General features: G+C 60.4%; 14 protein-coding genes. 11 read left to right on the top strand and 3 right to left on the bottom strand.

The features are described 5' to 3' along the window. Nucleotides 1-17: 17 nt before the first annotated feature. Complete coding sequence (locus FBY12_RS16220) at nt 18-323, bottom strand: HigA family addiction module antitoxin (protein WP_121733398.1); 306 nt, start codon at nt 321-323, stop codon at nt 18-20. Nucleotides 324-331: 8 nt separating this feature from the next. Beyond that, nucleotides 332-610 carry a type II toxin-antitoxin system RelE/ParE family toxin gene (locus FBY12_RS16225; RefSeq protein ID WP_101208240.1) on the bottom strand — a complete coding sequence of 93 codons (279 nt, stop codon included), beginning with the start codon at nt 608-610 and terminating at the stop codon, nt 332-334. A 536-nt stretch (nt 611-1,146) separates the two neighbouring features. Between FBY12_RS16225 and FBY12_RS16230 the strand changes: the two genes are divergently transcribed. The 3 genes from FBY12_RS16230 to FBY12_RS16240 are packed head-to-tail and all read left to right on the top strand — an operon-like array spanning nt 1,147 to nt 3,567. Further along, nucleotides 1,147-2,640, top strand: coding sequence for a YifB family Mg chelatase-like AAA ATPase (locus FBY12_RS16230; protein WP_121733400.1), 1,494 nt, complete (start codon nt 1,147-1,149; stop codon nt 2,638-2,640). Nucleotides 2,641-2,699: 59 nt separating this feature from the next. Then, nucleotides 2,700-3,278 carry a hypothetical protein gene (locus FBY12_RS16235; protein WP_145253938.1) on the top strand — a complete coding sequence of 193 codons (579 nt, stop codon included), beginning with the start codon at nt 2,700-2,702 and terminating at the stop codon, nt 3,276-3,278. Beyond that, the gene (locus tag FBY12_RS16240) at nt 3,265-3,567 is read left to right on the top strand and encodes a hypothetical protein (RefSeq protein ID WP_092276289.1); all 303 of its coding nucleotides are present in this window, start codon (nt 3,265-3,267) and stop codon (nt 3,565-3,567) included. Before FBY12_RS16235 ends, FBY12_RS16240 begins: the two co-directional genes overlap by 14 nt. 51 nt (nt 3,568-3,618) lie before the next feature. Here FBY12_RS16240 and FBY12_RS16245 read toward each other — a convergent pair whose 3' ends face one another. Continuing rightward, nucleotides 3,619-4,833 carry an aldose 1-epimerase family protein gene (locus tag FBY12_RS16245; protein WP_145253941.1) on the bottom strand — a complete coding sequence of 405 codons (1,215 nt, stop codon included), beginning with the start codon at nt 4,831-4,833 and terminating at the stop codon, nt 3,619-3,621. A 267-nt stretch (nt 4,834-5,100) separates the two neighbouring features. Between FBY12_RS16245 and FBY12_RS16250 the strand changes: the two genes are divergently transcribed. The 8 genes from FBY12_RS16250 to FBY12_RS16285 are packed head-to-tail and all read left to right on the top strand — an operon-like array spanning nt 5,101 to nt 18,765. Next, complete coding sequence (locus FBY12_RS16250) at nt 5,101-6,474, top strand: SrfA family protein (protein ID WP_145253944.1); 1,374 nt, start codon at nt 5,101-5,103, stop codon at nt 6,472-6,474. 17 nt (nt 6,475-6,491) lie between these two features. Then, complete coding sequence (locus tag FBY12_RS16255) at nt 6,492-9,557, top strand: virulence factor SrfB (RefSeq protein WP_145253948.1); 3,066 nt, start codon at nt 6,492-6,494, stop codon at nt 9,555-9,557. After that, a complete protein-coding gene (locus FBY12_RS16260) occupies nt 9,554-12,265 on the top strand; it encodes a putative virulence factor (RefSeq protein ID WP_145253951.1) in 2,712 nt (903 codons plus the stop codon). The genes FBY12_RS16255 and FBY12_RS16260 overlap by 4 nt, the downstream gene beginning before the upstream one ends. Nucleotides 12,266-12,268: 3 nt before the next feature. Beyond that, a complete protein-coding gene (locus FBY12_RS16265) occupies nt 12,269-13,285 on the top strand; it encodes a hypothetical protein (protein ID WP_145253954.1) in 1,017 nt (338 codons plus the stop codon). After that, nucleotides 13,285-15,279, top strand: a complete 1,995-nt coding sequence (locus tag FBY12_RS16270; protein WP_145253957.1) for a vWA domain-containing protein — start codon at nt 13,285-13,287, stop codon at nt 15,277-15,279. The genes FBY12_RS16265 and FBY12_RS16270 overlap by 1 nt, the downstream gene beginning before the upstream one ends. Nucleotides 15,280-15,289: 10 nt before the next feature. Next, nucleotides 15,290-16,024, top strand: coding sequence for an ABC transporter ATP-binding protein (locus FBY12_RS16275; RefSeq protein ID WP_145253960.1), 735 nt, complete (start codon nt 15,290-15,292; stop codon nt 16,022-16,024). Continuing rightward, a complete protein-coding gene (locus FBY12_RS16280) occupies nt 16,008-17,231 on the top strand; it encodes an ABC transporter permease (RefSeq protein ID WP_145253963.1) in 1,224 nt (407 codons plus the stop codon). Before FBY12_RS16275 ends, FBY12_RS16280 begins: the two co-directional genes overlap by 17 nt. Continuing rightward, complete coding sequence (locus tag FBY12_RS16285) at nt 17,221-18,765, top strand: SUMF1/EgtB/PvdO family nonheme iron enzyme (RefSeq protein ID WP_145253966.1); 1,545 nt, start codon at nt 17,221-17,223, stop codon at nt 18,763-18,765. Before FBY12_RS16280 ends, FBY12_RS16285 begins: the two co-directional genes overlap by 11 nt. Nucleotides 18,766-18,811: the final 46 nt, after the last annotated feature.

Consider the following 18,811-nt stretch of genomic DNA (forward strand, 5'->3'; position numbering starts at 1 on the left):
GTTCTTAAATTAGAGAATCAAGCGCAGTGCGCAAGACGCTCAACCTGATCACGGATCGCAGCCCCTCGTTCAATCTCGGCTTTACGCAAATCGTAAGTCGATTGCAGGTTCAGCCAAAACTCAGGGGTTGTGTCCAGGCAGATAGACAGCCTGAGGGCCATATCAGCACTGACACCACGACGCTGGAGCACGATGTCATTCACCGTAGGCGTCGAAACGCTCAATGCCCTGGCCAAAGCCGCAGCTGTAAGGTTCAGAGGCTCCAGGTATTCCTCTTTGAGGATCTCGCCGGGGTGAACCGGGCGCATACCGTTTTTAGTCATTACTCACCTCAGTGATAATCGACGATTTCAACATTCTCTGGTCCGTTAGGACCCCAAACAAAGCAAATTCGCCATTGAGCGTTGATGCGGATGCTGTATTGCCCTTTTCGATTTCCCTCCAACGTCTCCAAACGATTGCCCGGTGGTGATCGAAGGTCCATCAGAACGGCAGCAGCATCAAGCATCGTCAGCTTCCGTTCCACGACACTCAGAATGGCTGACCACATACGGGTCTTACCGTTGCGAAACAGGTACTCGGTCTCAGAACACTTAAAGCTAACGATCATAATTTAAAGCTTAACGTTATGCATTAAGCTTGAGTGTATGACCTGAATTCACTTATGCAAAGGCGCCAGGGTTGTTCCTGTTAGTCCCCTCAGAACTTTAGGAAAGAGACTACACAGGCCTTCAGAGCACCTTTGAAATACAGCCGTTTCCTACGAATAGACGCTCCAATTCTCATTGCGCCACTACCTCGCTCTTCACTTCAACTGCCCGATCTGGATAACACTCTGACTAGCTCCCGTTGACGAGACGTAGGACTCGGCCTCACCGAAGCCTGCAAATAAAAAACCGCCAACTCAAGGCGGTTTTTTTTTCGCCTCCAATTCGCCTTTCGCCGACATCCTTCATCGATCCAGGCAACGTCCTACAACAACCTCGTCCCGCGACTGATTACGTCAGCGAACTGGCACGCTTAAGCTGCGAGCTGCAAAAGAAAGCTCGCAACATCCTGCGAAAGTTTGGCACCTGCGACGTCACGCTACCCGACTACCCTTCTGAAACCGCAGGAAGCGGTTCCCGAAAAGCTCAAGGAACGATCATGGCCCTCTCCATCGTCCACAGCCGCGCCCAGATTGGCGTGGATGCGCCCGCCGTTACCGTAGAAGTGCATTTGGCCAACGGCTTGCCGTCGCTGACGATGGTCGGTTTGCCGGAAGCGGCGGTGAAGGAAAGCAAGGATCGGGTGCGCAGCGCGATCATCAATTCCGGGCTGCAATTTCCAGCGCGACGGATCACCCTGAATCTCGCGCCGGCGGACTTGCCCAAGGACGGTGGGCGCTTTGATCTGGCGATTGCCCTGGGGATTTTATCCGCCAGCGTGCAGGTGCCGACATTGACCCTGGACGATGTCGAGTGTTTGGGCGAACTGGCACTTTCCGGCGCCGTGCGCGCGGTTCGTGGTGTGCTGCCGGCGGCGCTGGCAGCGCGCAAGGCCGGGCGAACGCTGGTGGTGCCGCGCGCGAATGCCGAAGAGGCGTGTCTGGCCTCGGGGTTGAAGGTGATTGCGGTGGACCATTTGCTGCAAGCAGTGGCGCACTTCAACGGGCACACGCCGATTGAGCCTTATGTCTCCAACGGTTTGCTCTACGCCAGCATGCCTTATCCCGATTTGAATGAGGTGCAGGGCCAAATGTCAGCCAAGCGTGCGCTGCTGATTGCGGCGGCAGGCGCGCATAACTTGTTGTTCAGCGGACCGCCAGGCACGGGCAAAACCCTGCTCGCCAGTCGTCTGCCGGGCCTGTTGCCACCGCTGGCCGAGCACGAAGCGCTGGAGGTGGCAGCGATTCAATCGGTCTCCAGTTGCGTGCCGCTTAGCCACTGGCCGCAACGACCGTTTCGCCAACCCCACCACTCTGCATCCGGTCCGGCGCTGGTCGGCGGCGGCTCAAAACCGCAACCCGGCGAGATCACCCTCGCCCATCACGGCGTGCTGTTTCTGGATGAATTGCCGGAGTTTGATCGCAAAGTGCTCGAGGTATTACGCGAGCCGATGGAGTCCGGCCACATTGTGATTTCCCGCGCCAAGGACCGTGTTCGCTTCCCGGCCCGCTTTCAGTTGGTGGCGGCGATGAACCCGTGTCCCTGTGGATATCTTGGCGAACCGAGTGGGCGTTGCAGTTGCTCCTCGGACATGGTCCAGCGTTATCGCAACAAACTCTCGGGACCGCTGCTGGATCGCATCGACCTGCACCTGACCGTCGCCCGCGAAGCCACGGCACTCAATCCATCGCCCAAACCCGGAGACGACACCGCCACCGCTGCCGCACTGGTCGCCTACGCCAGAGAGCGCCAACACAAACGCCAGGGTTGCGCCAACGCCTTCCTCGATCTGCCGGGCCTGCGCCGCCACTGCAAGTTATCCACAGCTGACGAGAACTGGCTGGAATCCGCTTGCGAACGGCTGACCTTGTCACTTCGCGCAGCACACCGATTGCTCAAGGTTGCGCGAACATTGGCGGATCTTGAGCAGGTTGAAGGGATTACCCGCGAGCACTTGGCGGAAGCGTTGCAATATCGACCTGCTTCAGCGTAACCGAGGGCAATCGCAAGTCATTCAGGCAGATAAACTTTCAGAGAGAGCGTCAGAAATACATGGAGCAACTAAAAAGTCACTGGATCAGATTTGTTTATTGCCTGATAAGCATTGCTATCGTATGGACGGCATTGTTGCAGCAGGAAATCGTCGTCGGCTCACCGGCTTCACTGAATAACTTTTCCTACATTGGCACGGTGATAACCATCGTCGCACTCATCATTTCAATATCCGAAGTTCTGCACAGCGTGCGCTACTCACGAAGCATCAGCGCAGAAGCCAGCAGAGTGCTCAAGGACGCCAAGGCTGTAGAAGCCGCTTCAGCCGTCAGCGAATGTCTTGCGACGCTCAATGAAGCAGCAGGTTATGTGGATACCGAAAACTATCCATTAGCGCTGAAGTGCTATCAGCATTTCAGAATTCTGTTTGCCAAAATACCCGGCACAGGTCAGGCGTTCGACAGGATTGACAACATTCTTGGCGAGACTGAAATCGCCATCAGAAAAGGCATTTTCGCGACCGCTAACGCGCCGCTTGAGAAGCCTTTCAGAGTCCTTATTCACCACAATCTTGAAAACATCAAAGTGAACCTTGAAAAGGTTAATCCGGCCAGAGGGCGCAAATATGCTACCGCCTAGATTTCTCGACTTTGTCAAAGCGCTCACCGCGAGAACGGAGCAAGGCGAATTCTCATGGAATTTTGACGACAATAACTCGCTGGTGAAATTGAAAGAAAACAGCTTCTCTCTTTCATTGCGCTACAGCTTTAACGCGGATGAGAAATACGCGGAGTACGTCATTTATTACGTGGATGAAGTAGGGAATAAGGAATACCGCTTTTATACCAACCAAACCTGGAATGACTTTGATTTCATCCGGCGGTTATTTGATGCTGCACAAGCCTCAAAAATGAGACTGCCTTTTTAGTCCGGCCATGAGCAGTGAACACCAACTTCACTGCTCATCTTGTCAGGGCGTTTATTCCTTGGACAAATCCACCAACGGCACCTGCCGCACCTCCGTCTCGCGCCCAGCCTGAATATCACTCACCTGCTTCAGCGCCTTATCCACCGCGCCTTTATCCGCCAACAAACTGTAGTGAATCTGGAACTGTTTCTGCTCTTTAACCCCAATCATCGGCACCAACCCAAGTGGCCGTTGATACCGACGGTTGTAGGAAAAACTTGTCCCAGGCTCCAGCCCGGTGACGTAGCCCTGCCCTTGCGTATCGGTGTTTTTCCACAGTGAGAAAACCGGCAGTTGCTGAGTATTGAAACCAACGGAAACACCGAGGCTGCCGGCCTTGTTGTGCAGCACGGTCAACGTATCGCCCTTGGCGTCGGCATAGGGCACGACGTTGTAGACGGTTTCGTCGTAATCCTTGGTTGGCGCGCGGTAGGTCTGCCAGTCCGGCAGATCGGCTTTGGCCTTGTCGTTGAACGGTGAAACCTGTTTCACCGGCGCTGCAAAACGGGCGCCCTGCTCGAGGAACGGCGTGCTGAAATTGCTGTGGTACAGCGCCTGGTATTCCTTCGGGTAATCACCGTTATTGGTCAGCGTGTCGTTGAGCGCAAACGCGACGCTGCCGGGCTCGGTGACCAGCTCAGTGAGTACCGAGAAGTCGACTTTCTTGAACGCCTGCTCTTTCAGCTCGCCGCGCAGGCTGATGGCGTAAGGCGGTTTTTCGTCGATGTGCAAGGTGACTTTGCTGGCCGGGATGTTGGCGGCGCGACCGTGCAGGGTCAGCAGTTCGCCGTTGTCGATGCCGGGGTGGCCGACCCATTCATAGCCGCAACGGGCGACGAGTTCGTTGAAACCTTCGAGCCAGCCCAGCCCGCCGCGACCGTTGAGCTCTATAAAGGACGGATTGACCACATCTTTGACCGGCGAATCCCAGCCCATGCGCACGTCGCCGACCGAGGCTTGCAACACGTTCATGCCGCGGGTCGGCACCACCGAGAGTTTCAGCGTGCCGTTATCGATGTCGACGATGCTCACGCCTTCCTGCCGGCCGCCGTGCAAGGCGCGCAGGGTCACGGAGAAGGGTTTGGCGGTTTTCACGCCCAGTTGCTGGCTGGTGATCTGCCAGTTCTGCGCGGCTTTGTCGGTGTCGAGCAACACGTAATCCCAAGCCATGGCGTGGGAGGCAGCGGTGAGTGCGCCGAGGGTGATGGCGAATTTTAGCGGGGTCATGAGGCAAGCCTTTCTTGGATTTGTGCATTTTTTATAGCGCTGATGAATCGATTCAGCAAGATTAAAAAATTCAGCCGTCCAGGCCGTCCTCAACAAATACCGAAACAGCATGAGCAGCGCGCTTCGTCTTGCGCTAGTCTCATACGGTTTTGAACCAACGGCTGATTGACGGCGACATCATAATGACATTAAGGTCGCCAGCTAATTGCAGGAGCAAGCACAGACACTTTTGTCTGTCATTTGCGCAACGGATCATATGGAGTTTGGATGCGCGGGGCACTATTACGCAGCGGCAAGAGCGGGTCATTCACTGCCCTGGGCGAAACAGGCCAACCGGTCTACCGGGCGGCGCTGCAATTGCGCGAAGCGATTCGGCGCAAGAATCCCGAGATGGTCGATCACCTGGCCATCCCTCAAAGCGATGAACTCGGCAACCAGATCGACTGGTACAGCGGCCTCGACGGCGATGTGATCCCGTGGAGCAGCGCCACCGAAGAAGAACGCGCGCCGGCCCGCCAGCAACTTGAAGCGCTGAGAACTGCGCTCAACGAATTGAGCCAGCGCTTCCTCGGCAGCGACCCGACCGAGCAGCAACAGGGCGACAAAGCCGTGTTCGGCAAGTTGCTCAAGCGCGTCATTCATTTCCCCGACGAAAATTTCGTTTACCTGGTGCAAGGCAAACCGGTGCTGACCTTTTGGGGTTTCGAGCATGCCGGCGCCGACCGCAATCGCGACCCTTTGCATTGCCTTTATTCCGCGCCGCTGGTGTTTACGTTGCCGCCAGTGGTTGCAGAACCAGTAATTGCGCCAGTCGCGCCGGTGGTGCCTGTGGTCGTTCGCCCATGGTGGCGTCGCTGGTGGTGGTGGCTGTTGCTGCTGCCATTTTTGTTGCTGCTGCTGTGGCTGTTGCTCGGGATGCGTGGCTGCGTGCCGATCCCGCTGGTCGCGGTTGATCTGCTGCCAAGCGGCGTCGTGCCGATCGACCACCAAACCGAAGAACCACAACTGACCGGCAACGCCGCGACGCTCAACGGTGTGCCGGTCACCGGCACGGTGCCGGCCGCCGCCAATGAGCCTGCCGTGGAAGGCACACACGCCGTGGAAGCGCCCGCCGTTGAAGGCCCCGAGGCCGACGCTGCGCCCGCCGACATAACGCAGGACCCGGCCGTCGAAGCGCCGACTGCGCCAACGCAAACCCCGACCGCGCCGAACGCGCCACCCGCCGTCACGCCGCCCGACGCGGAAAAAGCCGCCGCTGCCAAACCGGGCCCGGCGCTGAGCATTCCAGCGGACGCCGCCGACGGCGCCGCTGATTTCCTCGACGGCCAGTACCGCGCGGGCGCCGGCATTCAGGATCGGCGCACCGGCAAACCGCTGCGTCTGGAATACCAGTTCAAGGATGGCAAGGGCGAAGTCACCGTGCACCAGGCCGACGGCTCGAAATGCAGCGGCCCGGTCACCGCCGCCATGAAGGGCGGCAGCCTCGCCATCGACAGTCAGGGCCAAGCGGTGTGCGGCGATGGCAGCACTTACGACATGCCCAAGGTCAACTGCCGCAAAGGCGCGACCACCGTCGCGGACTGCACCGGTGGTTACGGAAAAGATCAATTCCCCATGTCCATGCGGCAGACGGGCGAATAAACACGGAATAACCTGACATGTTGCCTGAAGTCACCCAATTCGAAGATACCGTCACGCTCGTCAGCGACACCGGTATCCAGTTCATGGATTTCGCCCTGCGCCTGGATCCGCGCAAGGAACCGGCGGGCGAGTTCGCGCCGATGATCAGCGGGCTGATCTGCCGCTTGCAGTACAACGAAGAGAAAGACTTCTACTTCTACGAGCCTGAACCGGAAAAAATCGAGAAAGCCAAACCGGCGTTCAGCGTCGACATGAAAAGCAGCCTCGACCTGCTTAATGGCGTCTGGCTGCCGATCCCGTTTTTCCGCTTCATGCCGCCGTATCGTTTCGACGAAGGCCCGAGCAACTGGTCGCGCATGCGCTTGGTGAAACTGGCCACGCCGGACATCGACGGCAACACCCATCGCCTGACGATGGCTTTCGACAGCCGCGTCATGCCCAAGCGTGACGGCACCGCGTACCTGGCGCCGAACGAAGAAGACATCAGCTCCGGCGTGTCTTTCAAACTGGCGACCAAGGCCAGCGAAACCCGCTGGTTCCTGGCGCAGTCGTGGGTCAACGAATGGCTGCTGGAAGTGTTCAACGAAGGCAATTCGCACCGCTCGCGCGAAGAGCTGGACATCGACATTCGCGCCAACCATCACCTGGCGCACTTCCTCAACCTGCTGAGCCTGTTGAGCACGCCGTCGGTGGCAACGCAGTCGACGGCGCGGCCTAAAGTCGATATCCCGGAACTGAAAGTCGTTGCCAATGACAGCAACGCCCTGGTCAAACCGATCCTCGTGGACCTGGTGCTGGACGTCGGCAACTCGCGTACCTGCGGCATCCTCATCGAGAACCACGGTCAGGCCGGCTCCGGGCTGAAACACAATTACGTGCTCGAACTGCGCGACCTGATCACCCCGGAACACACCTACAACCTGCCGTTCGAAAGCCGCGTGGAATTTGCCCAGGCGAATTTCGGCAAGGACCATTGCTCGGTCAAAAGTGGCCGCCACGACGCGTTCCAGTGGGCGACCATCGCCCGCGTCGGCAACGAAGCCAGTCGCTTGGCCAGCCGTCGGCGCGGCACCGAAGGCTCGACCGGCCTGTCCAGTCCAAAACGGTATCTGTGGGACGAAAACGCCTACGGCCACGGCTGGCGTTTCAACTGTTCATACATCAAGACCGACAACGAGCCGTACGCCACCGCTGCGCCGTTCTCGCACCTGATCAACGAAACCGGCGAGGCGCTTTACAGCCTCGAAGAAGACGATCGTCTGCCGGTGTTCATGCCGCGTTATTCGCGCAGCTCGCTGATGACTTTCATGCTCGCCGAAGTGCTGGCCCAGGCGCTGTCGCAAATCAACAGCCCGGCCCAGCGCTCGCGCCAGGGCCACACCCGCGTGCCGCGCCAGCTCAACAGCATCACGTTGACCGTGCCGCCGGGCATGCCGCAAGCCGAGCGCAGCATTCTCAACGAACGCATGTTGCAAGCCATCGGCCTGGTGTGGAAAAGCCTCGGTTGGCACGCCGGCGAAGAAGATCCGCATCAGGATCAGGCCGTCAGCCCGCGCACGCCGATCCCGAGCATTCGCGTGGAATGGGACGAAGCTTCCTGCGGCCAATTGGTCTACCTGTACACCGAGGTCAACGAGAACTTCGCCGGTCACCCGGAAGAGTTCTTCGACACCATCGCCCGCCCGGACAAGACCGACCGCGAACGCATTACGCTGGCGACCATCGACATTGGCGGCGGCACCACTGACCTGGTGATCACCGACTATCGCCTCGACCGCGCCGGCAACACCGGCAGTGGCAGCAACGTGCACATTGTCCCGGAACAGCGTTTCCGCGACGGATTCAAAGTGGCCGGCGATGACATCCTGCTCGACGTGATCCAGGACTTCATCCTGCCAAGCTTCGACAAAGCCTTGCAGAACGCTGGCGTCAGAGCACCGGATTCATTGATGTCGCGCTTGTGCGGCGACGAGTCCGTCAGCGCCCAGGACATGATCCTGCGTCAGCAATTGAACCTGCAGGTGTTCTCACCGCTGGGCCTGGCGCTGCTCAAGGCCTACGAACATTACGACCCGCAAGAGCCGCAGGAAGTGACGCCGCAGAGTTACCGGCAGTTGCTCGGCGACAACGCCATCAGCCAGACCGTGCTCGATTACGTCAACGCGGCGGTGCGCCGCGATGTCGGTGGCCAGAGCGCGTTCGACCTGTATGAAGCGCTGATCAGCTTCGACCTGCAAAAGCTCCACGCCGCGTTCCTCAACGACCAGATCAACATCACCAAGATCCTCGGCGCGCTGTGTGAAGTGGTGTCGCATTACCCCTGCGATGTGCTGTTGCTGACCGGCCGTCCTTCGCGCCTGCCGGGGATTCAGGCGTTTATTCGCAAGGTCCTGCCGCTGCCGCCGGGGCGCATTCTGGCGCTGCAAAACTACCGCACCGGTGGTTGGTATCCGTTCCACAAGAATGGCCGCATCGACGACCCGAAAAGTACCGCTTCGGTCGGCGCCATGCTGTGTCTGCTGTGCGCCAACCACAGCGTGCCGAACTTCTATTTCCGCTCTTCGGCGCTCAAGCCGTATTCGACGGTCAAGCACATCGGCGTCATCGACCTGAACAATGTGATCAAGGATGCCGACGTGCTGTACCGCGACATCCAGTCCGAAGACTACAAAATCAAGCTGCCGGAAATCGGCGTCGGCGATGCGGCCGACACGCCGCAACTGGAAATGCGCGGCGATCTGCGCCTCGGCTTCCGCCAGTTGGCGGCCGAACGCTGGGCCGCGTCGCCGCTGTACACCCTGCGCTTCACCAAGGCTGGCCGCGAGAAATTCTCGCGTGCGGTCGGTGAGAACGGCAGCGCGCCGTTGCTCAAAGTGCGGTTCGAGGTGAAAGCTGCGGACAAGTACACGAAAAAACAGGATCTGGTCAGCGACCGCCTCTCGGTTCGCGACATCGAATCCAACAGCAACAACGTCAACTTCAACCCGCGCAGCGACCTCGAGCTGGAACTCAACACCATGCTCGACGCCGGCCTGAGCGAGACCAAGTACTGGCTCGACAGTGGAAGTGTGAAACGCAAATGAATGATCTGACCCCCGATCAACATCAGCTCGCTGCCAGTTGGGCCGCTGTTTATGAAGGTGCCGGTCAGGCGCTGGAATGGATTGGCCAGACGCGCGTCAACGCCCCGCGCCTGGACAGCGAAGCCGATAACCTCAACATCCGCCTGCACCGCGCCCGCAACCTGGCGCACAGCCTCGGTCGCGTGGCCTGCACGCCGATGACCATCGGCTTCTTCGGTCTGTCCCAGGCTGGCAAGTCGTACCTGATTTCGGCGCTCGCGGCCGGACACAACGGCAAGCTCGAAACCAACTACGGCGGCCAGCGCCTGGACTTCATCAAGCACATCAATCCGGTGGGTGGCGGCAAGGAAGCCACCGGCCTGGTGACGCGCTTCAGCCGCCGCGCGACGCCGAGCCCGGACGATCAATTTCCGGTCGAGCTGACGCTGTTCAAGGAAATCGAACTGGCGAAGATTCTCGCCAACTCGTGGTTCAAGGATTTCGACCTCGAGCGCATCTCCTACGAGATCGACGAAGAGCGTATCCAGCGTGTGTTGAAACCGTTCGAGGGCCGCGAGAATGGGCCGATCCAACCGGGCGTGACCGCCGATGATCTGGTGTCGCTGTGGGATTACCTGCGCGACAACTTCCGCAATTCGGTGAAAAAACTTGAACACCTGTACTGGCCGAAAGCGCTGCAACTGGCGCCACGCCTGAACTTCCAGGAACGCGCCGAGCTGTTTGCGATTCTCTGGGGCGAGCAAGGCGAACTGACGCGCGTCTACCAGCAACTGGCCGGCGCCCTGCACAAGCTCGGCTTACCCGAAACCGTGTTCGCGCCGTTGAAAGCTCTGGTGAGTTTCGAAAACGACACTTACAGCCAGCGCGACAGCATCATGAACGTCGACATCCTCGAACGTTTCGGCAGCCCGCGCGACTTGCCGATCGACGTGCGCCCCAAGGTCGATGGCCGCCTGCAGAACAGTCAGGGCATTGCCGTGGCGCAACTCGCCGCGCTGACCGCCGAAATGACTTTTTGCCTGATCGAAGCGCCGGCCGATGACATCGTCAATCAGGTCGATTTGCTCGACTTCCCCGGCTACCGCGGACGCAAGAAGCTCCACGAAATCGCCGATTCCAGCGACCCGGAATCCGCGACCAAGGACAACTCCGTCTCGCAGTTGATCCTGCGTGGCAAAGTCGCTTACCTGTTCGAACGCTACACCGACAATCAGGAAATGAACGCGCTGGTGGTCTGCACCGGCTCGACCAAACAGAGCGACGTCAACGACGTCGGCCCGGTGCTGACGCGCTGGATCGAAAAAACCCAGGGCGCCGACGCCGCCGCGCGCAGCAAGCGCGATACCGGCCTGATCTGGGCGCTGACCATGCTCGACCTGCGCATCACCAACTCCCTGAGCCTGACCGCCGATCAGTACGACGAGAGCTGGAACGGCATGGTCAAGCTGACCATGCTCGAACGCTTCGGCAGCCTCAGCTGGATGAACGACTGGGCCGGCACGCCGTTCCAGAACACCTTCCTGGTGCGCAAACCGCGCATGGACGCGGCGTTTATCGGCCAGGACGCCAGCGGCGCCGAAACCGGGATCAATAGCGCTTACCAAGAACGTATCGACGCGCTGGGCAGCAGTTTTGCCGCCAACGCGCTGGTGTGCAAACACATCAACAACCCGGCCAACACCTGGAAAGAAATGCTGCGCAACGATGACGGTGGCATCAGCCACTTCAGCGGCAGTTTCAAAGGTGTGGCGAACATCGAATTCAAACTGCAGCGGATCCGCGAGCAGTTGGGCGAATGCCTCGAAGGCTTGACCACGCATGGTTTGAGCACTTGGTATCACGCCGATGGTGATGGCGCCGCTGCCGCCAAGAAAGCCCAGGCGCAGATGATTTTGTCGGGGCTGGGCAAGCGTCCGGCAGTGCTGGGCGAGTTTATCGACCAGCTCGACATGCCCAGCGAAGAGGTGCGCGACCTGTACCTCAGCGGCGTTTACGAAACTGACGACGAGCCCGCCGAGAACGAGGCGCCCGTCGCCGCGACGGCGAGCCACAGCCTGTACGGCAACGACGCCGGTTTTGACTTCGATTTTGGCGACGATTTGAGCCACGACACGCCGTCCAGCAGCAAGACCGCTGCCCCGGCGCCGGAACTGCAAAGCAACGAGCATCGTTTTGCCAAAGCCGCATTCAAAGCGTGGATCGCGCACCTGCGTGAATTGACGACGCGGCAAAGCCTGCTCAACCTGCTGGGCCTGGAGAAATCCCTGCTCGAAGCGGTGGTCGACGAATTGATCACCGCCGGTTATCGCCAGGACCTGCCGGGCCAGTTGAGCCGCGCGGTGCTCAAACGTGCGCAAAGCGGCGCGCGGCGCGATCAACTGGTCGAGCGCCAAGTGCTGGAAGTGCAACGCGTGCTGCGCGATTTCGTCTCATGGTTCGGCTACATCCAGAAACCCGTCAGCGAGCGCCCGAACAGCCGCGCCGGGGCCAAGGCGCCGCTGTTTGCCTTCTACACCGACATCGGTCCGGGGCAAGTGCCGGAACTGCCGGCGCAACCGGCGAACCAGGCGCAGCGTTTCCTCGGCGACTGGCTCTCGGGCCTGGCCTACATCACGATGGACAACGCCGGCCATGGTGCCGGTCGCGAAATCACCCCTGAACAGAACGAACGGCTGGGCCACGTGCTCACAGCCTTCGCAGCGAGATAAGCAATGCCAATTCGTGTCGACCTGCTCGCGTTAGAGCCCAATGTGCCTGGCCGGGCGTGCCTCACTGTGAAGAAATGGCAGGGTGGAGAAGAACAGCTGGAATTCTCCATCCAGCGCAACCAGGACGGTTTTTACCTCCAGGACCAAAAGGCCTGGAGCAATAATCCGTTCTGGTTCAAGGTCTCGCGTTTTGCCCTCGCGGCCAGCGGCGAAGCACTTGAGGCGCAGGTCGGCCCGGAAGTGGTCGACCCGCTGCTGGAGGGCGGCGCCAACTCGCAATTCCAGATCGAACTGCGCGAACAGAACCTCGGTCACGCCGACAAAGGCGTAGTGCGTCCGGGCGTCGGTTTGCTGCCCTCGACGGCGGGCGGCCAGACGCGTTCGACGTACGGCGGCGCCGACCTGAGCGCGCCAGTGGTGCCGGAGCCGGAAGCGGAAATCCCGGAACTGCCCGAGCTGTTCCTGCCGGTCGCCGAGCCGGAACCAGAACCGGCCCCCGCCGAACCGGTCTACACGCCGCCCCCGGCGCCGGTGAAAAAAAGCAAAAAAGGTCTGATCGCGCTGTTGATCGTGGTGCTGTTGCTGCTGGCCGCCGGCCTCGGCTATTGGTTCTATCAGCGCACGCCAGCGCCGGCACCGACAGTCGCCGCCCCCGCACCGGCCGCGACGAACGCTGAAGCCTGCACCCTCGACAGCATGAACAGCGTGCCCGAGCTGACCTTCGTCCAGACCTGCATCAAAGCTGCGCCGGACAGCGCCAAATTGCTCGAAATCATCAATCAGGCCAAGGCCAGCAAACACTGCGGCGTCGCTCAGCGTCTGTACGCCAACCGCGCGCAGGCCGGTGATCCGCTGATCGCCAATGCCTACGCCCGCGAGTACGACCCCAAATACCTCAAGGCCAGCGAGTGCTTTCCGACCGCCGATAACGCCACTGCGGCTTATTGGTACGAAACCATCCTCGCTCAGGACCCGAACAACGCCGAAGCCAAACAGCGCTTCGAGGAGTTGCAGAAGTGATGCGCTCGCCCGTGAGTCGATTCCTGTTGAGCGGCGCTGCGTTGCTGGCGCTGTGCATCAGCCCGTGGTCCCAGGCCGATGACAAACCGCTGATCCAGGCCGGTAAAAAAACCTTGTTCCAACGCGTACTGACCACGCCGGGCTGCCAGATCAGCCCGACGGCGGGCGGCGCTGCCGGCGAAGCGCAACCGACCTTCAGCCGTTTCTACGTGTATGAGCGCGCCCAGGCCGCCAATGCCGAATGGCTGAAAGTCGGCCCGGACAGCTACGGCAAAACCATCGGCTGGTTGCCCGCCAGTTGCACCACCGAGTGGAAAATGCAACTGACCCTGGCCTTCACCAATCCGGCCAACCGCGACCGTTTGCTGTTCTTCAAGGAACGCGCCACGGTCGAAGGCATCCTCGATGCGCCGGACCCGGTGAGCAAAGTCGCACCGTTGCGCGCGACCCTGAAAAAAGGCCAGCAAGCCCCCGGCGTGCTGGCCGAAGAACCTGAATATTTCGTCGACCTGCAAAAGCAGTTCTACTTGCTGCCGGTGCTCAGCGGCGAAGAAGTGATGACTGAAGGCGGCTTCCGCACGCGCCTGCTGAACGTCGCTTCGGTGAGCAAACCCGATGACAAGGACGCCAAGGGTGGCGCGGCCAAAACCGGCGCCGCTGCTGGCAAGGCAGCCGACGACCAGGCTGCCAGCCAGTTGAAGGAATTCAGCGCGGCGGTGGTGTTTGTCATCGACTCGACGATTTCCATGGACCCGTACATCGACCGCACCCGCGAAGCGATCCGCAAGGTCTATCAACAGATCGAATCGCAGAACCTCGGCAAGCAGGTCAAGTTCGGCCTCGTCGCGTTCCGTTCCAGCACGCAAGCGGTGCCGGGCCTGGAATACACCACGAAAATGTACGCTGACCCGACCCAGGTGAAGGACAGCTCCGACTTCCTCGCCAAGGTCGCTGACCTAAAGCAGGCCAAAGTCTCTAGCAGCAGTTTTGATGAAGACGCGTTTGCCGGTGTGATGCACAGCATCGACAAGGTCGACTGGACCCAATTCGGTGCGCGCTACGTGGTGCTGATCACCGATGCCGGCGCCATCGAAGGTGACGACAAACTCTCGCAGACCGGTTTGAGTGCCTCGCAGGTTCGCCTCGAAGCCACCAACCCCGGCGTGGCGATTTACACCTTGCACCTGAAAACCCCGGCGGGCATCAAGGACCACAGCAAGGCTGAAGCGCAGTACCAGAACCTGTCGACCTATCCGGGCACCAATACTTCGCTGTATTACCCGGTGAACGCCGGCGATGTTCAGGAGTTCGGGCGCAAGGTCGACGCGCTCGCCACCGCCATCACCTCGCAGGTGAAAGCCGCTTACCTGGGTGAAGATGCGATCGGCAGCGCGATCAACGCCAAGCAGGATCCGGCCGAGAAGAAAATGCTCGAAGACGCCGCGCTGATCGGCCACGCCATGCAACTCGCCTATCTCGGCGAGAAGACCAACAGCAAGGCGCCGCCGGTGTTCAAGGCGTGGATCACCGACCGTGACCTGATCAAGCAGAACATCCCCACCACCGACGTGCGGGTGTTGCTGACCAAGTCCCAGCTCAGTGACTTGAGCGACGTCATGAAGCAGATTCTCGACGCCGCCAACGAAGGACTGATCTCGCCGACGGAGATGTTCGAACGCCTGCGCTCGGTGGCCGCGACCATGGGCGCCGATCCCAACCAGCTCAAGCAGAACAGCAACGCCAAACTGGCGGACATGGGCGTGCTCGGCGAGTACCTCGAAGACCTGCCCTACCAGAGCGAAGTGCTGAACCTCGACGAAGAAACCTGGAAGAGCTGGGACGGCCTGGCGCAGGAGAAATTCATCCGCACGCTCAACACCAAACTGCGGCACTACCAGCGTTACAACGCTGACGTCGACCGTTGGGTGGCTTTGGCCAAGGACAGCGATGCACGGGACAACGTTTACCCCGTGCCCCTGGAAATGATGCCTTAACGAGACACCGATGCTCGATATCAAAAACCTGCTGGTGCGCCGGGGTGAAGGCGCGCTGGCCCATCACGTGCGCCTGCCGCACTTGCAGGTGCGCGCCGGGGAAATCCTCGCGATCACGGGCGAGAGTGGCAGCGGCAAAAGCACCTTGCTCGAAGCCATCGGCCTGTTGCTCGCGCCGGTCGAGCTCGAACGTTTTCAATTAGGCCCTGGACGCCAAGCGCCCCCAGGGCGCACAGGTGCGCTAGCTGCGCAGGACATCGCGCGGTTGCTCGCCAGCGATGACCAACCGGCGCTGGCGGCGGTGCGTTCGCAGCACTTGGGGTTTATTTTGCAGAGCGGCGGGTTGCTGCCGTTCTTGAGCGTGCGCGACAACATCAGCCTGCCCCGGCGCTTGCTCGGCATGTCGACGCACAGTGCGCACATCGACCACGCGGTCGAGGTGTTGCGTCTGCAGGGTTTGCTCGACAAGCACCCGCAAGCGCTGTCGATCGGCGAACGCCAGCGGGTTGCCTGCGTGCGCGCGATTGCCCATGAACCGCTGCTGTTGCTGGCCGACGAACCGACCGCCGCGCTCGATCCGCACAGTGCCCGGCGCTTGTTCGAATTGCTCCTGAGTCTGGTGTCGAGCATGGGCCTGAGCGCGTTGGTGGTGTCACACGATTGGGCGTTGCTGAAAGATTTTGGCTTGCCGCGCCTCGGTGCGGTCAGCCGTCAGGGAGAGACTCTGTTTGAACCGATGGACTGACCGCTTGCGCCTGCTCGGCTCACTGGCGCTGCAAGACCTCTGGCACGACCGCAAAGTGTCGTTGTGCATCGCCGCCTCGCTGGTGGCGGTGATCGCGCCGCTGTTGCTGCTGTTCGGGCTCAAGCACGGCGTGGTCAGCCAGTTGCAGGACGAATTGCTGCGCGACCCGCGCAACCTCGAAGTGAAAATGCTCAGCAACGGCAACTACGACAGCGCCTGGATCGAGCGTTTGCGCCTGCGCCCGGAAACAGGTTTTGCCCTCGGCCAGACCCGTTCGCTGAACACTCAGGCGGATTTGTTGATCGGCATGACGCGGTTTGTCGAAAGTGCCGAGATCATCGCCACCGAACCCGGCGATCCGCAGTTGAACCTGGCGCATTTCAATCCCGTCGGCCAGCAAGTGATCCTCAGCGCCCGCGCCGCGCAACGCTTGCAAGCCAAGGTTGGCGACACTGTGCAAATGCGCGTGCTGCGCCGGCTCGAAGGGGTCAATGAACGCGGCGAACTGAACCTGACCGTGCTGGCGATCCTCGACGGCGCCCGGTTCGGCCGCGCGGCAGGGTTTGTCGCGCCGCCGCTGTTGCTGGATCTGGAACGCTTTCGCGACGGTTATCAGGTCGCTGCGTTCGGCGTCACCACCGGCAAACCGCTCGGCGACCTGCAACCGCTGTACGCGCGCGCCCGTGTCTACGCGCGCGACATCGACCAAGTCGCGCCGCTGGAGCGCTGGCTCAACGAACAACACATTGAAACTTCAAGCCAACTGGCCGATATCGATAACGTCAAAGCGATCAATCATGTGCTGGGGCTGATCTTCGGCGTTATTGCCCTGGCGGCGTTGATCGGTTGCGTGGCGTCGATGGTCGGCGCGTTCCTGGCCAACATCGACCGCAAACGCAAAAGCCTCGCGGTCCTGCGTCTGCTCGGTTTCGAGCGTACGGCGGTTGGCGGTTTTGTGGTGCTGCAAGCGCTGCTGCTGAGCCTCGCCGGTTACCTCGGCGGGCTGGCGTTTTACGCGGTCGGCAGCCATTTGTTCGACTACTTGCTCGGCAGCAGCCAGGCCACCGGCACTTTTGTTTGCCACATCACTATCTGGCATGGCCTCGCCGCCCTGCTCCTGACCTTTCTGGTCGCGGCACTGGTCGCCGTGATCGGCGCCGTGCGCGCCATCAGCATCCAACCTGCGGAGAGTCTGCGTGAGCTATAAACGTTTTGGCTTGCTGTTGCCCCTGAGCCTGGGCTACTTGCTCGACGCCTCGGCGGCGGGCTGGGAAGAGAAGTATTACAACCCGATGCCCGAGGCCAGCGATGTCGTGCTGCCGATGCCGTGCGAAGGCTCGATGGTGTTTCGCAAGGTGTTCATTCCGGTCGCCGGACCGCTCGACGATTACCCGATCAACATCGGCCAGGACGGCGCCGAATACGGCTACGTCGAGCAGACTCGACCGACGTTTATCGCCGGCAGTTTCACCGGCGCGAAAAACGACAAATCGCGTTATTACCTGATGGCCAAATACGAGATGAGCCAGCTGCAATACGCCGCGCTCACCGAAGAAACCTGCCCAACCGCCGCGACCAAAATGCGCTTGCCGCAAGTCTCGGTGAGCTGGGTGCAAGCCGTCGACGCGGCGGACAAATACAACCTGTGGTTGCGCAAGAACGCCGCCGCCAAGTTGCCGAAAGAAGACGGCGCGCTGGGCTTCCTGCGCTTGCCGACTGAAGTCGAGTGGGAGTTCGCCGCGCGCGGTGGCCTGGAAGTCGGTGCCGCGGAATTCCGCGATACGCGTTATCCGATGGCCGACGGCATCAACGCCTACGAATGGTTTGCCGGGGCGCAGTCGTCCAACGGCAAACTGCAATTGTCCGGGCTGCAAAAACCCAATCCGCTGGGCCTGCACGACATGCTCGGTAACGCCGACGAAATGATGTTCGAACCGTTTCGCCTGAACAAACTCGACCGCCAGCACGGTCAGGCCGGCGGCTACGTGGTGCGCGGCGGCAATTACCTGACGGCCCAGGCCGACCTGCGCACCGCGTTGCGCAAGGAAGAGCCGTATTACAACGCCGACGGCCAGGTGAAAAACAAAACCACCGGCCTGCGTCTGGTGCTGGTCTCGCCGACCCTGACTTCGCGCGAGCGCGTGGCCGGGATCGAAAGCAGCTGGAAGAAACTCGGCACTGGCGCCAAGGAAACCGAATCGGCGGACAAAGGCACCGTGCAATCGCTGAACAGCCTGGCGTCCGGCGTCGAAGACAAAGCGCTCAAGGAAAAACTCCAGGCGCTGGAAAACCAGTTGCGCGCCAGCAATCAGCAGCAGGAAGAAACCCGCGATCAGGCGATCCGCGCCAGCCTCAATCTCGGTGCGTTCCTGTGCACCAAGATGCTCGACGACGGCCAGTACGTGGATTTCCTGCAGAAGAACTACAAGCTCAATTGCGAAGGCACCGACAAGGACGCCAGTTGCGACATGCGCAAAGGCAAGCTCGACGAGCAAAAGGATCGCCTGCACAAACTCAGCCGCTACTACGCCAGCAGCCTGGTGGAATCGGCGACGTTGTACGGTCAGCCGCTGCTGGAAACGCAAGTGCCGGTGATGGAAGAAATCATCACCCGCAACAAACAGCTGCAAGACCTCAAACCGTATTTGCGCACTCACTGGGCCAATCAGAAGACCTTCCTGCAAAAGCAGAAAATCGACACTGAGGCCTGGCTGACCAGTTGCAAAACCGTCACGCAGTAACGCAATCGGCTAGCTGATCAGCTACTCAATCAAAAGAACGCCACGC

This window comes from Pseudomonas sp. SJZ131, from assembly GCF_007828705.1.
Lineage (GTDB): Bacteria > Pseudomonadota > Gammaproteobacteria > Pseudomonadales > Pseudomonadaceae > Aquipseudomonas > Aquipseudomonas prosekii.

Coding starts and splice junctions, on each gene's coding strand:
- FBY12_RS16255 (WP_145253948.1), top strand. CDS start 6,492: ATGTTGCCTGAAGTCACCCAATTCGAAGATACCGTCACGCTCGTCAGC.
- FBY12_RS16250 (WP_145253944.1), top strand. CDS start 5,101: ATGCGCGGGGCACTATTACGCAGCGGCAAGAGCGGGTCATTCACTGCC.
- FBY12_RS16275 (WP_145253960.1), top strand. CDS start 15,290: ATGCTCGATATCAAAAACCTGCTGGTGCGCCGGGGTGAAGGCGCGCTG.
- FBY12_RS16265 (WP_145253954.1), top strand. CDS start 12,269: ATGCCAATTCGTGTCGACCTGCTCGCGTTAGAGCCCAATGTGCCTGGC.
- FBY12_RS16270 (WP_145253957.1), top strand. CDS start 13,285: ATGCGCTCGCCCGTGAGTCGATTCCTGTTGAGCGGCGCTGCGTTGCTG.
- FBY12_RS16230 (WP_121733400.1), top strand. CDS start 1,147: ATGGCCCTCTCCATCGTCCACAGCCGCGCCCAGATTGGCGTGGATGCG.
- FBY12_RS16245 (WP_145253941.1), bottom strand. CDS start 4,833: ATGACCCCGCTAAAATTCGCCATCACCCTCGGCGCACTCACCGCTGCC.
- FBY12_RS16225 (WP_101208240.1), bottom strand. CDS start 610: ATGATCGTTAGCTTTAAGTGTTCTGAGACCGAGTACCTGTTTCGCAAC.
- FBY12_RS16235 (WP_145253938.1), top strand. CDS start 2,700: ATGGAGCAACTAAAAAGTCACTGGATCAGATTTGTTTATTGCCTGATA.
- FBY12_RS16220 (WP_121733398.1), bottom strand. CDS start 323: ATGACTAAAAACGGTATGCGCCCGGTTCACCCCGGCGAGATCCTCAAA.
- FBY12_RS16260 (WP_145253951.1), top strand. CDS start 9,554: ATGAATGATCTGACCCCCGATCAACATCAGCTCGCTGCCAGTTGGGCC.
- FBY12_RS16240 (WP_092276289.1), top strand. CDS start 3,265: ATGCTACCGCCTAGATTTCTCGACTTTGTCAAAGCGCTCACCGCGAGA.